Genomic DNA, 15,631 nt, shown 5'->3' on the forward strand with positions numbered 1-15,631 from the left:
ACTCCCTTACCGGCGGCGGCTTGTGTCGTCCGGCGGTGGCGGTGCCCATGGTTGCTCCCTGGTGTCCCAGGACTGCGGCTCGGGCGGCCAGGCGTGCTGCTCGGTACTCCCCGTCGGGGGTGGGCCGGCGGGCGGCTCGTTCTCGTACCGGTCCCGGTCGTACCCCTCGTTCCGGCCGTAGGGCTCGTACGGCTCGTACGGCTGTTGTTCCACGTCCCTGTACGGCTCGTGGTACCGCTCGGGGGCCCGGTCGTCCCCCACGTACCGATGACCGCCCCGTCCGCCTCCGCGGTGCGGCCGGCCGCTCATCACCGCCGCCGCGATCAGCAGCAGCGCTCCTGCGCCCAACGCGGCGAGGACGCCGAGACCGATGCCGTCGCCGTCGCCGTCCAGCGTGAGGCTTCCGGTGTCCTGCCCCTGCCGCACCATCCACAAGATGGTGAACCCGAGCACGATCAGCCCGGAGAGCGCCACCAGCAGCCGTGAGCGCAGCACCAGCCCGACAAGGGTGACCAGAGCGGCGAAGGCGAACGGCAGAAGCAGCGAGACCCACAGGTCGGAGCCGGTGCCGGTGATGCCGTTGAACAGGTCCTCGACGCGGAAGTCCCGGCCGTGTCGGCCGTTGTACCAGGACTGGAACGGGCTTGCCACGGCCCCGGCGGCCCCGATGACGGCGAGGACCGACCCGATGATGTTGCGGACCATCGACGGCCTCCTTGGACGAGCGTGCGGAGCACACAGCTTCCAAATTCCGACGCTACGCCCGGGAACCAAGGGCCGCCAGATTTGGTCCCGTGCAGGGAGCCCTCTCACCTCCTGCTAGGGTGACATGCGCTCGACAAAAGGGCACCAACCACAATCAACCGCACTATTTTCAACGGGGGTTGAAGTGAAAATCCGCCATGTCCGCGCCATAGCCGTCTTCGGCATCGCCGTCTTCGCGCTGACCGGCGCACGCGGCTCCAGCGGCGGCGGCTGTTCCAGCAGCAGTTCCAGCAGCAGCGGCGGCAGCCACTCCGACAGTGACTACGACGACGACTACGACTACGACAGCGACAGCACGTCGGGCTCCTCCACCACCGGGGGCTCCGTGACGGGCGGCAGCACGGCCGACGCCGGCCGCGATCTGACCATCGACAGCTGCAAGTACGACACCGCCCGCGGCTTCGTCGCCGAGGTCACCGCCAACAACAGCGGCTCGGTGGCGTACTCCTACTCGTTCACGGTCGACTTCACCGACTCGGCCGGCGCGACGGTCGGCAACACCGTGGGCAGCATCCCGGACGTCGCCGCCGGCGGCACCGAGACCATCGAGGTCACCGCGGTGGACCTGGCCAACGACGACGGCGCGTCCGGCGGCGAGTGCAAGGTCGACAACGTCGTCCGCCTCGCCACCTGAGGGGAAAGCGGAGAAAACAGAGAAGACAGAAGAACGACGATTGGCGGGGCCCCCTGAACGGTCCCGACTTCCGTCGTTCTTCTGTCTTCTCGCGCCCCCTGGACCGGGTGCGCCCCTGGCTCAGCCACCCCCGGACGGCTGAGCACGGTCGCGGCGGCTCCCCTCCCCCGCCGCCGCGACCGTCACCCGGTCCTGCCCGCCTGCTACTGGGGCGGTGCGGGCGTGTGGTGGTCACCCAGCGTCGTGGCGGTGTCCTTCGGCGGCGCCGGCGTGTGGTGGTCGCCCTGCGTGGTCGTGGTGTCCTTCGGCGGTGCGGGCGTGTGGTGGTCGCCCTGGGTGGTGATCTCTTCCGCGTTCTTCTCGTTGCTGCTCATTTTTCGCCCCTTGGGGTTGCCCTACGTATGACCGAAGGCGGCCTTCTGCCCGGATACTCCCCCGAGGTCGCCGGGCAGAAGGCCTGGGAGACCTCCCACATCCCTGGGGAAGTGGTGGTCCCAAGTGACCCGTCTGCCCCCCGAGGCGACGGATCGATAATGCACTGGAGCATGCCGAACGAGCATAAACATTCGATGAACGCCCAGGCCGGGCACCCCGTACGTCATCGGACACCCCACCGGGCCCGACCCGTCTCGCGGCACATGCCTCCGGCGAGGCGTGTTCCGGCTCTACGCCGCCGCGCCGAGTTCAGGCCCTACGCCGCGCTGAGCGGGGCTTCGAGCAACTCCCGTACCTCTTCGGCCTCCACCGCACCCGACCCCTCGTGCAGCGCCAGCGCCTCGCGCCAGCACACCCGCGCGCGGTCCGCCTGCCCCAGAGACTCCAGCGCCTTGCCCAGCGTGATCAGGACGTTGGCCCTGGTCCGGTCGCCGCCGATGCAGCCGATCGCGAGCGCCTGTTCGGCGTGCTGCGCGGCGGCGGCGGTCCGGCGGGCCGAGAGATGCGCCTGGGCGATACGGAAGTGGGTGGTGCCTTCCCAGAGTCGCTGCCGGTTCGTCTCGAACCGCCCCAGTGCCTGGGCGAGTTGCTCCAGCGCCTCCCGGTGCCGTCCGGCGTGGGTGAGCGCGACGCCCAGCGCGTAGCGGGCGTTGGCGAGCCGCAGCGTGTGCCCGATGCTGTCGTAGACCTCGACGCCCTGCTCGGCCAGCGCGATGGCCCGTGACGTACGGCCGAGGGCGAGCTGGATCCGCGAGAGGTTGCACAGGGCGCTCGCCTCGCCGGGTCGGTTGCCGTCCGCGCGGGAGCCCTCCATCGCCTTGAACAGATGCGCCTCGGCGTCCTTGAAGCGGCCCTGGTTGAAGGCGATGATGCCCCGGTCGTTGTCCGCCCAGTAGACGGGCGCCGGGTCCTGTACGGACTCCGCCAGCGCCGCCGCCTGCTGGGCCTCCTCGTCCGCGTCCTCGTAACGGCCCGCGACCAGATGGACGTTGGTCATCGAGGTCCGGGCCCGCCCCTCCGTACGGGCGTCGCCCGCCTCGCGTGCCGCGGCGAGCGCCGAACGGGCCGCCGTCTCGTACGACTTGGAGTTGGCGCCCGACTCGGCCAGGTCCTGCGCCGCCCACAGCAGGTCCACGGCGACCCGCAGCCGGGCCCCGCCCGCCGCCTGCCGGGCGCACGCCAGCAGGCAGTCCGCCTCCGCGTACAGCCAGTCCTGCGCCTGGTTCCGGTCGGTGAAGACCAGGCCCTGGTACTCCGTCGGCTCCAGATGGTCCTTGAGCCGGTCGCCCGGCCGCTCGATGGTGTACACCCGCGCCACGGTCGCCAGATAGAAGTCCAGCAGCCGGGAGAGCGCCAGGTCCATGCCGGCGGGCGGCTGCTCGTCGCGGTCCGCGCAGGCGCGCGCGTAGAGCCGGACCAGATCGTGGTAGCGGTAGCGGCCGGGCGCCGCGGACTCGACCAGCGAGGTGTCCACGAGGGACTCCAGCAGGTCCTCGGTCTCGTGCGGCGGCAGGTCGAGTACGGCGGCGGCAGCGGCCAGCGAGATGTCCGGGCCGTCGGCCAGCCCCAGCAACCGGAACGCACGGGCCTGGGCGGGCTCCAACTGGCCGTAGCCCAGCTCGAAGGTCGCCTTCACCGCCAGGTCGCCCGCCTGGAGTTCGTCCAGCCTCCGGCGCTCGTCGGCGAGCTTCGCCGCCAGCACCGAGACCGTCCAGGTGCGGCGCGCGGCCAGCCGGGAGGCGGCGATACGGATGGCGAGCGGCAGGAAACCGCAGGCGGCGACCACGTCCAGCGCGGCCTCGCGCTCGGAGTTGACGCGCTCCTCGCCGACTATGCGGGTGAAGAGCTGAAGCGCTTCCTCCGGCGACATCACGTCGAGGTCGACCAGGTGGGCGCCCTCCAGGTCGACCATCCGGACGCGGCTGGTGACCAGTGCGGCGCAGCCCTCCGTACCGGGCAGCAGCGGGCGTACCTGCGCGGCGTCGCGCGCGTTGTCGAGCAGGATCAGGACCCGGCGGCCGTCCAGCGCCGAGCGGTACAGCGCGGAGCGGTCGTCCAGCGAGTCCGGGATCGCGGAGTCGGGTGTGCCGAGCGCGCGCAGGAACGAGCCCAGTACGGCCTCCGGTTCGGCGAAGCGCGCACCCGCGCCCTGGAGGTCCACGTACAACTGGCCGTCGGGGAAGCGCGGCCGGGCCGCGTGCGCGACATGCACGGCGAGGGTCGTCTTGCCCACGCCGCCGATGCCGGCGAGCGCGGAGACGGCCATCACCGATCCCTCGGCGCTCGCGAGCCGCCTGCCCAGTTCCCGTACGAACAGCTCGCGTCCGGTGAAGTCCGGCACAGTGGCGGGAAGTTGGGCGGGCCGCGTGAAGGTCGCGACCGGCGCGGTCTCCTCCACGGGGCAGGCCAGCTCGGCGTCCGCCCGGAGGATGCGGTGCTGGAGCCTGGAGAGTTCGGGGCGCGGGTCCACGCCGAGTTCGTCGGCGAGGAGGCGGCGCGTGTCCGCGTACACGGCCAGCGCCTCGGCCTGCCTGCCGCTGCGGTAGAGGGCGAGCATGAGCAGTTCGCGCAGGCGCTCGCGCAGCGGGTGCGCGGCGGTCAGGGCGGTGAGTTCGGAGACGGCCTCCGCGTGCCGGCCCAGCTCCAGGTCGATGCCCAGGCGGCCCTCGACGAGTTGGAGGCGCCACTCGTCGAGCCGGGCGCGCTCGGTCTCCGCGTACGGGCCGGGGACGGAGGCCAGGGGCTCGCCGTCCCAGAGGCCCAGCGCCTTGTTGATCAGCACGCGGGCCTGCTGGCGGTTCCCCGACGTCCGTTCCTTCTCGGCGGCGGCGGCCAGCTCCTGCGCCATGCTCAGGTCCAGCGCGTCAGGTCTGGTGTAGAGGGCGTAGCCGCCGGACTCGCTGACCAGGACACCGGGGGAGAGGACCTTGCGCAGGCGGGAGGCGTACGTCCGTACGGCGGCGAGCGCCTGCGAGGGGGCGGACTCGCCCCAGATCGCGTCGATCAGTTCGCCGGCGGTGGCGGTACGGCCGTCACGCAGGAGCAGGGCGGCGAGCAGCGCGCGCTGCTGGGGCGAGCCGGAGGGCAGCAGTTCGCCGTCACGCCAGGCGCGTACGGGGCCGAGTACGCCGAAGCGCAGCTCGGTGCCGGGTGCGGGAGCGGTGTCCGGTGCGCCGCTCTTCGAGCCGCCGGTGGTGCCGCTCGTGGTGCTGTTCGTCGTGGTGTTCGGTGTGGCCGGAGCCCGCTGCTCCGGTACGCGCGGCCCGCTGTCACGGTCCATAGCTCCCCCTGCCCCCGAACTGCCGGTATCGCCCCCGACAGTCTGCCTTGTCCGGAGTGGTGGCGTCAGCCTCGGGCGGGGGTCTGCACAAGCCCTCGACACGGTAAAGGACGCGACCCCTCTGGGTAAATCCGGATCCGGACAGCCCTTCGGTCACATCCGCGCGTCCGCATCCGTCAGGACGGTGAAAGCGCCACTGAACGCGTCGGTGAACGCGCCCAGTTCGGCGGAGATCAGGAAAATCTTGAGGAGACGGCCATGGAAACACGTTCGATCACCGAGGTGGCGCCGAAGGGCCACGCGCTCATCGCCAAGCCGGTGGCCGGCCGGTCCTTCACCGACCCCTGGCAGTGAGACCGCCGGCCCCCCCCGGCCCCGAGGCCGGCGGGGGCCGGACAGGACCTACGCGCCTTCGCCGCCCAGGAACACGGGATTCGTCAGCGCCACGAAGTTTCCGGGCAGGCCCGGGAGCGTCGACGGGCGGCGTACCTCGGCGCGTACGTACGTCGCGTACTCGGCCGTCGTACGCCACTCCACCGTGCCCGTGCCCGACGGCGGCAACTCGGCGGTGTGCAGCGTCCCCTGATCGGTGACGATGCGCGCCGAACTGCCCGCCGGTGCGCCGGTGACCTCCAGACGTACCGTCACCGGGTCGTCGTCCTTCACCCGCAGCCGCTCGCCCATGCCCGCGTGCCCGCCGCGCCCGCCCGAGGCGCCGAAGGCCAGGGACACCGCCGACGACTCCGCGATGTAGCTCCGGCCCGCGCGGATGCCGGCCAGGATCGCCCCGCGGGACAACTCGTCGGCGAGGACGACGGTCTGCGGCGTACCGATCGGGTCGGGGTCGCGGTGCGCGTCGCTGCTGCCCATCGCCGGGGTCCACGGCCGGCCCGAACGGGCCGACGACACCAGGGTGTTGTCCCAGGAGGCGAGGGCGACCTCGTCGTCCGGGGTGAACGGGCCGTTCCACACCTCGACCGCGTCGGCGTCGCCGAAACCGAACTTCCAGTTGCAGCCGATGCAGGTGGCGTGCGGGTGCGCGGGTACGACCAGACCGCCCGCGCGCCGCACCTCGCGGGCGTAATGCCCGAAGCGGTTGTCACGGGCGCGGTAGCGCCAGTCGACGAACGTGCCCGCGTCCATGCCGATGGCCACGACGTGGCCGTTACGGGTGGTGATCTCCTCACCGGTGAGGATGAGCAGGTCGTCGCCCCACAGCCCCTCCCACGCGGCGTGGCCGGAAGAGGTGTTGTGCTCGCTGGTGTTGATGAAGTCCAGTCCGGCGGCCCGCGCGCCCGCCGCGATCTCGGCGGGGGTGCGCCTGCCGTCGGAGTGCAGGGAGTGGAGGTGGCAGTCGCCCCGGTACCAGGCGCGCCCGCGGCCCTTGGCGCGCTCGGGCGGGTGGACCGGGCGGACGGTGCGGCCGGGTTCACCGTAGGTGAGGGTGATCGTGACCTCGTACGCGAGACCCTCGGGCGCGACGGTGTACGGGCCCAGCGCGATGTGCCACTTCCCGGACCGCACCGGGCCGGGCAGATAACCGGGGGTCGCCTCGTCGGCACGGATGAAGAACTCCGTACGCGCGCCGCCGGACCAGCCCCGGAAGCCCTCGCCCCCGAGGTCGGTGCCGCGCTCGTCGAAGATGCCGATGTCGAGGGCGTTGCCCTGGGTTCCGGCGGGGACGGCCGGCCGCTGGTAGGTGTACGCGACGCGGATCTCACGTACGCCGCGCGGGACGTCGACGGGCAGATAGACGAAGTCGGGGGAGCCGGGCGGCAGGGTGCCGCGGACGGTCCTGGTCTCCGTACCGCCGGAGGCGCTGCCGTCACTGCCGGTACCGGGGGCGGCGTTCGCGAAGCTCACGCTCCCCGACGTAAGGACCGCGGCGGCCCCGGTGACGAGCAGACCGCGTCTGCCCATCGCGTGTTCCGTGTGGTCGTTGCACATGCGGACGGCTCCCCAGGGTTCGAGTGGGACAGGAGTGGTGGCTTCGAACCCTGGTATTGAGTCGTGAACGGCCGTACAAGGGAAGGGGGTCGGGAGATGGTGCGGACATTGCCGGTAATTGCGGGGGAAGGCGACACGCGGCGGTGCGGACCGGTATAGCTGTCGCGGACCCGGGCACAGGTGTGTACGCCGCCGCCCAGCTGTTGGAACCCTCCTGAGGAGAGAACGCCCGTATGCGGATCGCGACCACCATCTTCCTCACCGACGAGACGATCACGCCGGTGCGGCTCGCGCGTGAGCTGGAGGAGCGCGGCTTCGCCGGGCTCTATCTCCCCGAGCACACCCATATCCCGGTCGAGCGGAGCACCCCGTTCCCGGCGGGCGGTGACCTGCCGCGTGAGTACGGCCGTATCCTCGACCCCTTTGTCGCGCTCGCCCAGGCGGCGGCCGTCACCGACCGGCTCGCCCTCGCCACCGGCATCACACTCATCGCCCAGCACGACCCGATCGACCTCGCCAAGCGGGTCGCGACGCTCGACCATCTGTCGGGCGGCCGCTTCACGTTCGGAATCGGCTTCGGCTGGAACAAGGAAGAAGCGGCGGACCATGGCGTGGGCTGGACGACTCGGCGCGAACTCGGCTGGGACCGGCTGGCCCTGATGCGCGCGCTGTGGGCGCCCGAACCAACGCTGTACGAGGGCGAGTTCGCCTCCGTACGCCCCAGCGAGGCCCACCCGAAACCGGCGAACGGCGCCCCGCGCGTCCTGGTGGGCGGCGGGGCCGGCCCCAAGCTCTTCGCCCGCATCGCCGAACAGTCCGACGGCTGGCTCCCGATCGGCGGCCGGGGCCTGGGGCAGTCGATCCCGGTGCTGCGCAAGGCGTGGGAGTCGGCGGGCCGCCCTCCGGAAGCGCTCCACGTCGTCCCGTACGCGGTCCGCCCCGACCCCGGCAAGCTGGCGCACTACGCGGACCTGGGCGTGGACGAGGTGGTGCTGCAACTGCCGCCGGGCGACGAGAGGGAGGTCCTGCGGGCGCTGGACGAGTTCGCGCGGTACGTGTGAGCGCGCCGTACGACCGGGACACCGCCACTCAGCCGCTGGTCTTCCCGACGCCGGCCCGCCTGCCGCGCGTCCCGGAACCGACCGCGCCGACGTCGATGATCCCTACGCCCCCACCGTCCCGTCGACGCCCTCACGCAGCAGGTCGGCGTGCCCGTTGTGGCGGCCGTACTCCAGCAGGACGTGCACCGTCACCATCCGCAGCGATACGTCCTCGCCCCACCGCGGCTGATGTCCCGTCAGATCGAGCGAGTCCGCCTCGCGCTCGATCCGCCGCGACGTCTCGACCTCGGCCTCCCAGGCGGTGAACGCCTCGGACCGGGACGAGGCGCTCGCGTCGTACGCCATCTGGAAATCGATCACGCCCGGCGGCGACCACACCATCGGCGCGGCGTTGTCCTCGAACACCCGCCGGAACCAGGCACGTTCGACCTCGGCCATATGCCGTACGAGCCCCAGCAGGGACAGCGTCGAGGGCGCCATCGACCGCTGCCGCAACTCCTCGTCGCTCAGCCCGGCGCACTTCATGGCGAGGGTGTCGCGGTGGTAATCGAGGTAGGCCCGCAGAGTCTCGCGCTCACCGCCGCGGTGGGGCGGGTCCACGCGGGTGTCGTTGTTCATGTGCCGGGCTCCTCGTCCACGCATGGTTTCGCGCGTTTCCAACGGCGAGGATAACGGGCGTCCTGAGGTGATGGACCTTTACTGGAGAATGAGACGGTGGGGATGGGAACTGTCGGCCGGGCACACGAAAATCATCAGGCTGCCTGACCGGCCGACGGTGATCTGCGTGGGCCGGTTCGCTTCTGGTTCATCGACAATTCCTTGGTCCTCGACCGGCACCCAGCTCCGGCTTCCGCCGTCCCACTCCGTGCTGTCAATGGTCAGGAGCAGTTCCAAAGTCTTCCCGCACGTGCACTGAAGGGGCTGATCCGGCGGGCCGGTCAGATGCCAGGAGGCGAATCCCCCGACCTTCCAGCCTGGCGGGATGGAGAGGTCGTACTGGTAGCGGACTGCGATTTCGTCGTCGAAGTCCTCCCGTTCGGCGAGACGTTCTTGCAGGTGCGGCGGGAGCAATTCGCCGTACTGGTGCTCCGTCACCCGCTCGGGATGCGTCACGCACGGTTCGGGGACGTAGGACTCGCTGCCGACCACTTCGGGTTCGGGTGCGTGCAGCCACGGTCCGCTTGTCTCGGCGCTGTCGCGCCAGTGGAGATGAACACTGACGTTGTTCTCTTCGCCGTGGGCGTTGAACGGGCACCACATGATCTGGAGGAGATCGCATCCCGCGGGCGGCTCGAGATCCGGAATGTCTCGTGCGTACAGCTGGGCGAGAGCCATCAGGGGAATGGGGTCCTCATTGCCCAGCCAAGGCGCGTGACGGCCGCGGCGCAGTGACTTGAGGATGTCGCGTTCCTCGTCCGTCGGCCCCGGATCGACACCGGCTTCCGCCGGGCGTCCCCACGCTTCCGCCAGAATCCGCCGGCGCCGGCGCACATCACCGGGCCGTTCCCCCGCGCGCCGTTTGTGCGGCTCCTGGCACATGGGCCACGGTTCGTCCATCGGCCACAGGAATGGCCCGCCGACCGAACTTTCCTCGACGGTCGGGGTTCCGGGGCGCGGATGCAGACGCGTGCTGGTGCCCCGAAATTCGGCCAGTTCGGGGAAGAGCCGCTCCACGTCGAGAGGGCGCGGGGGAGTGTGCCGAGTCATTCCATTCCTCATCGAGATTGGTCAGGAGCGGGGTGTCCGTACGCCCGCTGCCGGATTGTCCAAGAATCCGCTGAGAGAGAATCCCTTGTTTCCGAACGCTTTGAATTCAAGGCTGATTGGTATGGGGTTGGCCCCTTGATAGATCGGCGTGACATCGTATTGAACCACCTCCCCATTCCGTACCGCCTTGGCGATCTCGCTCTCGACCATTTCGTACATGTGCGGATGATTGGTTGGATTCTGCGTGAGTGTGACGAGATTGTGGCGCGCCGGCGGTCCTGTTCCCGGACCGCCGAGCGATCGTGCGAGCAGGTGCCCCCGCGCCTCGTTGAAGCGGGTGCCGTGGCCCCGCCACCCGCGCAGCCACATCGAGCCGGGTTCTGTTCCCCGGTCCAGCATCTCCCTCCGGATCGAAGCGGAGACGCCGGTGGGGCGTCCGAGCGCGTCGAGCCGTCCGTATCTGACGCTGCCACCCCAACCGTACTGTTCCGGCCGGTTCGCGTAGCGCGGTGCCAGACCCAGTGGATCGCACCACGTCAGTGGGTTGTGCACGTACGCCGTCGGGTTCGGGGACGGGGTCAGGCCCAGGGGGTCCGGGGTCAGATAGTGGGCGGTTTCGGGGTCGTAGTGGCGGTGGAGGTTGTAGTGGTGGCCCGTTTCCAGGTCGTGGTACTGGCCTGGGAAGCGGAGCGGGGTGTAGGCCGTCGCGTCGGGGGGCCAGGTCGTGGTGCCCCACAGCGTTTGGCGGGACCGCCAGGCCGTGGTGCCCGATTCGTCGATCAGGTGGGTCGGGGTGCCGATCAGGTCCGTGATGATCGCGTGGAAGCGGGTGTCGATCTCCGGCTGCGGGGCGTCCGCCGCCGGGGTGTGGCGGGTCGTCTGGGACAGGGGGGTCAGGGACGACTCGTCGTGGTCCCACGTGAGCGTCTGGGCGCCCGACCACTGCGTGGACGTCGAGGTCTCCTCGACCAGGGTGGAGTCCTGGTACGTGAAGCGGGTCTCCTCGGCGACCGAACCGTCCGGCGAAAGCCGCTGCTTCGACACCCGGCGGCCCAGCGCGTCGTACGCGTAGCGCCATGTCGTGCCGTCCGGGGTGGTCACGGACGCGAGTTGGTCGCGCGCGTTCCAGGTGTAGCGCCAGTTGGCCGGCTTCCGGGAGAGGCGGGGTTTCTGGCGCAGGATGGTGCGGCCCGCCGCGTCGTACTCGTAGCGGACCGTGCCCGCCGTGCCCACGCGGGTGCCCGTGTAGGAGCGGGGGCCCGTCGACTCGGGGTACGCGAGGTCCGTCGGCCAGGCGGCGTCCGTCGGGTTGCCGGCCGCGTCGTACGCGTACGACTCCGACCAGTCCGCCGCCGCCCGGACCTCGGTCACCCGCCCCGCCGGGTCGAGCGTGTAGCGCGCGTCGCCCGCGGCGAGCAGGTGGCCGTCCGGGCGCCAGGTGTACGTGCGCGCGGGGACGGCCGCGCCCGCGTACGACCGGGACCGCGGCCGACCCCCCGGGTCCCACGTCTGTGTCAGCGACAGCGCCCCGCCCCAGTCGAGCCCGGTCTCACGGCCCGCCGCGTCGCGCGAAACCGTCAACGTCCGCCCCGACGCGGTCAGTTCGGCGCGGTTGCCTGCGTCGTCGTACGCGTACGTCGTCACCGCGCCCGCCGGGGTCCGCCGACCGGACAGCCGCCCCGCCGCGTCGTACGACAGGCGCAGCACGCGCCCGTCCACGGACTCCGTCAGCAGGCGCCCGGCCGGGTCGTACGTACGCACCAGTTCGGCGTCCGGCCCCGTCGCACGCGCCAGGCCGTCGCCCGCCGTCCAGTCGAACGTGGTGACCTCGCCGCCCGCCTCCTGCGCGACGAGGCGGCCCAGCAGGTCGTAACGGTGGTCGGTACGGACGCCCAACGGATCCACGCGCGAAGCGAGTTGGCCCGCCGCGTCCAGCGAGTAGGTGACCGTACGGCCGTCGAAGTCCGTCTCCGAGACGAGGTGGCCCGCCGCGTCGTACGCGTAAGTCCACGTCAGGCCGAGCGGGTTGGTCACCGACGTCAGGCGGGTCGACGCGTCATAGGTGAAGACGTGGCGCGTGCCGTCCGGGTCGGTGCGGGATGTCAGCAGGTCGAAGTGGGTGTACTCGTGGTGCGTGACACCGCCGTTCGCGCCGGTGTACGTGACGCGGTTGCCCTCGCCGTCATACGTCCACGACTCCGCCGCGCCGTCCGGGGCCGTACGGCGCAGGAGCAGGCCTTCCGTGGACCACTCGAAGTGCGAGACCGCGCCCAGCGGGTCGGTGACGGACACGACCCGGCCGAACGCGTCACGTACCAGCCGCGTCGTCGCGCCCAGCGGGTCGGTCGTCTCGACCGGCAGGCCCGCCTCGTCGCACCGCACCCGCGTGGTCGCGCCCAGCGGGTCCGTGATCGCGAGCGGGGCGCCCCGGCCGTCGTACAGGCAGCGGGTGGTGGCGCCGGTCGGGTCGGTGACCGACGTGGGGCTGCCGTACGTGTCGAAGGTCTGGTGCCACACCTGCCCCGCCGGGTCCGTGATCCGTAGCGGCCTGCCCTCGGCGTCGAGGTCGGCCGCGATCGCGCTGCCGTCGGGGCGCCGTACGCCCGTGAGATGGCCGTGCACGTCGTACGTGAACTCCGTGGTGCGGCCCAGCGCGTCCGTCTCGGCGGTGACGTGGCCGGCCCCGTCGTAGGACGTACGCGTCACCGCGCCGTTCGCGTCGATCTCGCCGACGACGAGATGGCGGTCGTCGATCAGATAGCGGGTGGTGGTGCCGTCGGGGGCGGTGAGGGTGGTGAGCGCGAGGCCGGGGAAGGAGGGGTCGGATCCACCGTAGTCGAAGCGGAAGCGGTAGTGGCCGCCCTCGCCGCCCTCCGCCACCACCCGGTCGTCGTCGGGGCCGCCGTACTCGTACGCGTACGAGCGGTCGTTGGTGTCCGTCCACGACGTCACCCGGCCCGCCTCGTCGTACGTGAAACGCAAGGGGAGGCCGGAGGAGTTGTACGTGCGCTCCAACTGTCCGGCAGGCCCGTACTCGTACGCCATGACGCGCACGTCACCCAGCCACAGGGCGGTGATCCGTTCGCCCCGGGTCGTCAGGCGCAGCACATAGCCGCCGCTGTGCGCGACCTCGGCCGGCGCGCCCTCGGCGTCGTACGTGAAGGTGATCCGGTTGCCGTGCCGGTCGGTGACCGTACGTAGCAGGGCCGTGCCGCTGTCGCCGTGCGCCGTGAACGTGCGTACCTGCCCGGCCCCCGGGTCGGTGACGGTGTACGAGCCGTCGGCGGCACGTGCGAGCGGCCACCGCGCCCGCCCGGCGACCTCCTCCGGCAGCACCGGGTCCCCGCCCGGCACCGGGTGCGGGTACGCCAGCAGCAGGCCGTCCTCCGTGAAGAAGACCGCGCCCCGGTCGTCGAACTCCAGCCGCTGGTCCGCCGTCGACGCCCACGCCGGGCCGAACCAACGGCCGCCCCGGTAACCGGAGTCCACCCGCCGCGAGAACACCAGCGGCAGCACGCCCGGCAGTTCCGCATCCGTCACCGGCAGGAACATCCGGCCCGTCGCCACATCCACCGGGTCCGTCCGGCCGTGCCTGACCTCGTCACCGCGCCGGGTGAACCGCCCCCGGCCGCTCCGCAGCGCGTTCCGCGCCCACGCCAGGGCGCCCCGGCCCGCCAGCCGCGCGCCCACCTGGGCCGCGACCCGGGCCGCCACCGGGGCGAGCACGCGGCCCGCCGCCATCGCGAGGAGTTCCGGGAGCAGCGCGCCGAGGCCGCCCGTGGCGAGGCCGAGGGGCAGGGCGAACGGGAGCGCGAACATCAGCAGCGTCAGGATCAGCGCGGGCGCCACGTCCAGGAACTTCTCCAGCACGAACGAGACGATCAGATGGTCGGGCAGGACCTTGTCGTACTCGGCGATGGCACCCGCGCGCGACAGCAGGAGCAGCCCCGCGCACAGGCCCCCGGCGACGACCGCCAGCCGCAGCAGCGCGGCGGCGTACGGCTCGGCCGGTGGCAGGGCGCGCGTACGGGGGAGGGAACGCCACGTCATGACGAGGCGGAACGCGGCCAGCAGCAGGGCCGCCGCACCGCAGCCGACGAGGAGCTGCCACCCCTGGCCCTCGGTGAAGTACTCCTCCAGGTCCTCCGTGCCCTCGAAGGCGAAGGTGGCGGCGAGGAGGGCGGAAGGGATCAGCAGCAGGAGGCCGAGGACGAGGAGGACCTTCTCCCACCAGGGCAGCCGGCCGCCCCCGCGTGCGCGCAGCCGTCGCCATGCCTCGCGTACGGAGGTGCCGCGCCAGGCCGCCGGGTCCGAGGTGGCGTCCAACTCGGCGGTGACGGCGGCGAGTTCGTCGCGCAGCGCGGTGACGTGCTCCGGGCGGGCGCGGGGGTGGGTGGTGATGTGGAAGAGGGTCCGGCGCCGGCGTGCGTGGCGCAGGGCGATCAGTGTGGTCCACGGGGCCCGCAGCAGGGCGTAGTTCAGCAATGACGTGACAGAGCCGCCGCCCTCGCGCTCCGTCCTCAGCCACACCCCCGGCTCCCGCGAACGCCCGGCCCGTCGTGTACGTACGTCCCACACCACCGCCACCACCAGGCAGCCCAGCACCAGCCAGAGCCCGCTCGCGATGATCCGGTCGTACCACTCGCGCGGCGCTCCGTTGGGGTTGGGCAGTGCGGCGATGTAGTTGACCGCCGTGTGCAGGCCGATGGCCGCGAGCAGGGGCAGCAGCCCCGCCACCCGCACCCACCAGCGGTGCCCGCACACGATCAGACCGACGGAGAGACCGCCGAGCGCCGACCACACGACGTGGTTGTCCACGGGCACGGTCACCGTGGCGGAGCCCAGCTCCAGGGTGCCCACGCTCCCCGGCAGCCAGTGCCCCAGCAGCTCGGGAAAGCCGGAGACGAAGGGCGCGGTGAAGAGCCGTGTCGCGACCGACCAGCCACCCGCCGCCTCGATGGGCCGAACCTGGACATCCGGTGCGAATGCGAATTGCAGCACCGCTTCCAGCAGCCCGAAGCCCGCGCCCACCGCGCCGCCCAGCACCACGAAGTCCGTCACGCCCCACTGGACCCGGCCGCGCAGCGCCCAGGCGGCGAGCGCGAGAGGCGCGATCTTGAGCAGTTCCTCGGCCGTCGGAGCCGTCGTCCACATGACGGTGTCCATCACCGTACGCATCGACGTCTCGTCGGCGGCGGCCACTTGGCGGGTCACGAGCGTCTCGATCAGGACCGAGAAGACGCCGCAGCCGTACGCCCCCACCCCGAAGGCCAGCAGGACGGTCGGCCAGCCGACCGTACGCGCCGGCCACGACATCAACAGCAGTTGCAATACACACCACAAAGACGCCGCAGCCATCCAGAACGCCACAAACCCCACCCCGTGTATTTGCTTTAGTGAATCGAACGTATGGGGGAAGCGGAGGTGTGTCAACAGGGCTTCGGGGGGTGGCCCCAGCGGCAGGTGTATTCAGCGACACCTGCGACTTGGGGCCGTACGCCCAATGTGATCGAAGTCCGTCCTCCGTAGCGTCTTACTCAAGGCACAGAGGGTGTCCGACGGAAGGAACGATCATGATGCGTCGTAAGAACACGAGCCGCCCGACCCGGAGCGCCGAAGCTCTCCGTCTGGCGAATGTGAGCAAGGTCTACGGGACGGCCGAGAACGCCGTGACCGCTCTCGACGGTGTGTCGCTGACCCTCCCCGTCGGTTCCTTCACCGCCGTCATGGGGCCCTCCGGCTCCGGCAAGTCGACTCTCCTCCAGTGCGCGGCCGGTCTCGACCGGCCCGACAGCGGCCGGG

The 15,631-nt window shown here is 71.4% G+C and carries 10 protein-coding genes; 3 read left to right on the top strand and 7 right to left on the bottom strand.

What is annotated here, in order from left to right; translation table 11 throughout:
* Window positions 1-6: 6 nt before the first annotated feature.
* Window positions 7-705, bottom strand: coding sequence for a hypothetical protein (locus ACIBBB_RS24950; RefSeq protein WP_398985548.1), 699 nt, complete (start codon window positions 703-705; stop codon window positions 7-9).
* A 184-nt stretch (window positions 706-889) separates the two neighbouring features.
* Between ACIBBB_RS24950 and ACIBBB_RS24955 the strand changes: the two genes are divergently transcribed.
* On the top strand, window positions 890-1,399 hold the full coding sequence (locus tag ACIBBB_RS24955; RefSeq protein ID WP_398985550.1) for a hypothetical protein: 510 nt from the start codon (window positions 890-892) through the stop codon (window positions 1,397-1,399).
* 203 nt (window positions 1,400-1,602) lie between these two features.
* Here the strand turns inward: ACIBBB_RS24955 and ACIBBB_RS24960 are convergent, their stop codons facing one another.
* The 3 genes from ACIBBB_RS24960 to ACIBBB_RS24970 form a co-directional block, all read right to left on the bottom strand.
* Window positions 1,603-1,773 carry a sigma-like protein gene (locus ACIBBB_RS24960; RefSeq protein WP_398985552.1) on the bottom strand — a complete coding sequence of 57 codons (171 nt, stop codon included), beginning with the start codon at window positions 1,771-1,773 and terminating at the stop codon, window positions 1,603-1,605.
* Between the two features lie 317 nt (window positions 1,774-2,090).
* On the bottom strand, window positions 2,091-5,114 hold the full coding sequence (locus ACIBBB_RS24965) for an AfsR/SARP family transcriptional regulator (protein WP_398985554.1): 3,024 nt from the start codon (window positions 5,112-5,114) through the stop codon (window positions 2,091-2,093).
* A 402-nt stretch (window positions 5,115-5,516) separates the two neighbouring features.
* Entirely contained in the window at window positions 5,517-7,061 is a 1,545-nt protein-coding gene (locus tag ACIBBB_RS24970; protein ID WP_398985556.1) for a CehA/McbA family metallohydrolase, read from the bottom strand.
* 233 nt (window positions 7,062-7,294) lie between these two features.
* Between ACIBBB_RS24970 and ACIBBB_RS24975 the strand changes: the two genes are divergently transcribed.
* Entirely contained in the window at window positions 7,295-8,122 is an 828-nt protein-coding gene (locus ACIBBB_RS24975) for an LLM class F420-dependent oxidoreductase (protein WP_398985558.1), read from the top strand.
* A gap of 102 nt (window positions 8,123-8,224) precedes the next feature.
* On the opposite strand, the gene ACIBBB_RS24980 is transcribed toward ACIBBB_RS24975, so the two are convergent.
* From ACIBBB_RS24980 to ACIBBB_RS24990, 3 genes are all read right to left on the bottom strand, one after another.
* Window positions 8,225-8,740: a DinB family protein gene (locus ACIBBB_RS24980; RefSeq protein ID WP_398985560.1), complete on the bottom strand. Its 516-nt coding sequence runs from the start codon at window positions 8,738-8,740 to the stop codon at window positions 8,225-8,227.
* Window positions 8,741-8,818: 78 nt separating this feature from the next.
* Window positions 8,819-9,796 carry a hypothetical protein gene (locus tag ACIBBB_RS24985; protein WP_398985562.1) on the bottom strand — a complete coding sequence of 326 codons (978 nt, stop codon included), beginning with the start codon at window positions 9,794-9,796 and terminating at the stop codon, window positions 8,819-8,821.
* Between the two features lie 54 nt (window positions 9,797-9,850).
* A complete protein-coding gene (locus tag ACIBBB_RS24990) occupies window positions 9,851-15,145 on the bottom strand; it encodes a DUF6531 domain-containing protein (RefSeq protein ID WP_398985564.1) in 5,295 nt (1,764 codons plus the stop codon).
* 257 nt (window positions 15,146-15,402) lie between these two features.
* On the opposite strand from ACIBBB_RS24990, the gene ACIBBB_RS24995 reads away from it, so the two are divergent.
* A partial coding sequence (locus ACIBBB_RS24995; RefSeq protein ID WP_398985566.1) for an ATP-binding cassette domain-containing protein occupies window positions 15,403-15,631 on the top strand: 229 nt, incomplete at its 3' end.

This window comes from Streptomyces sp. NPDC051217 (assembly GCF_044455465.1).
Lineage (GTDB): Bacteria > Actinomycetota > Actinomycetes > Streptomycetales > Streptomycetaceae > Streptomyces.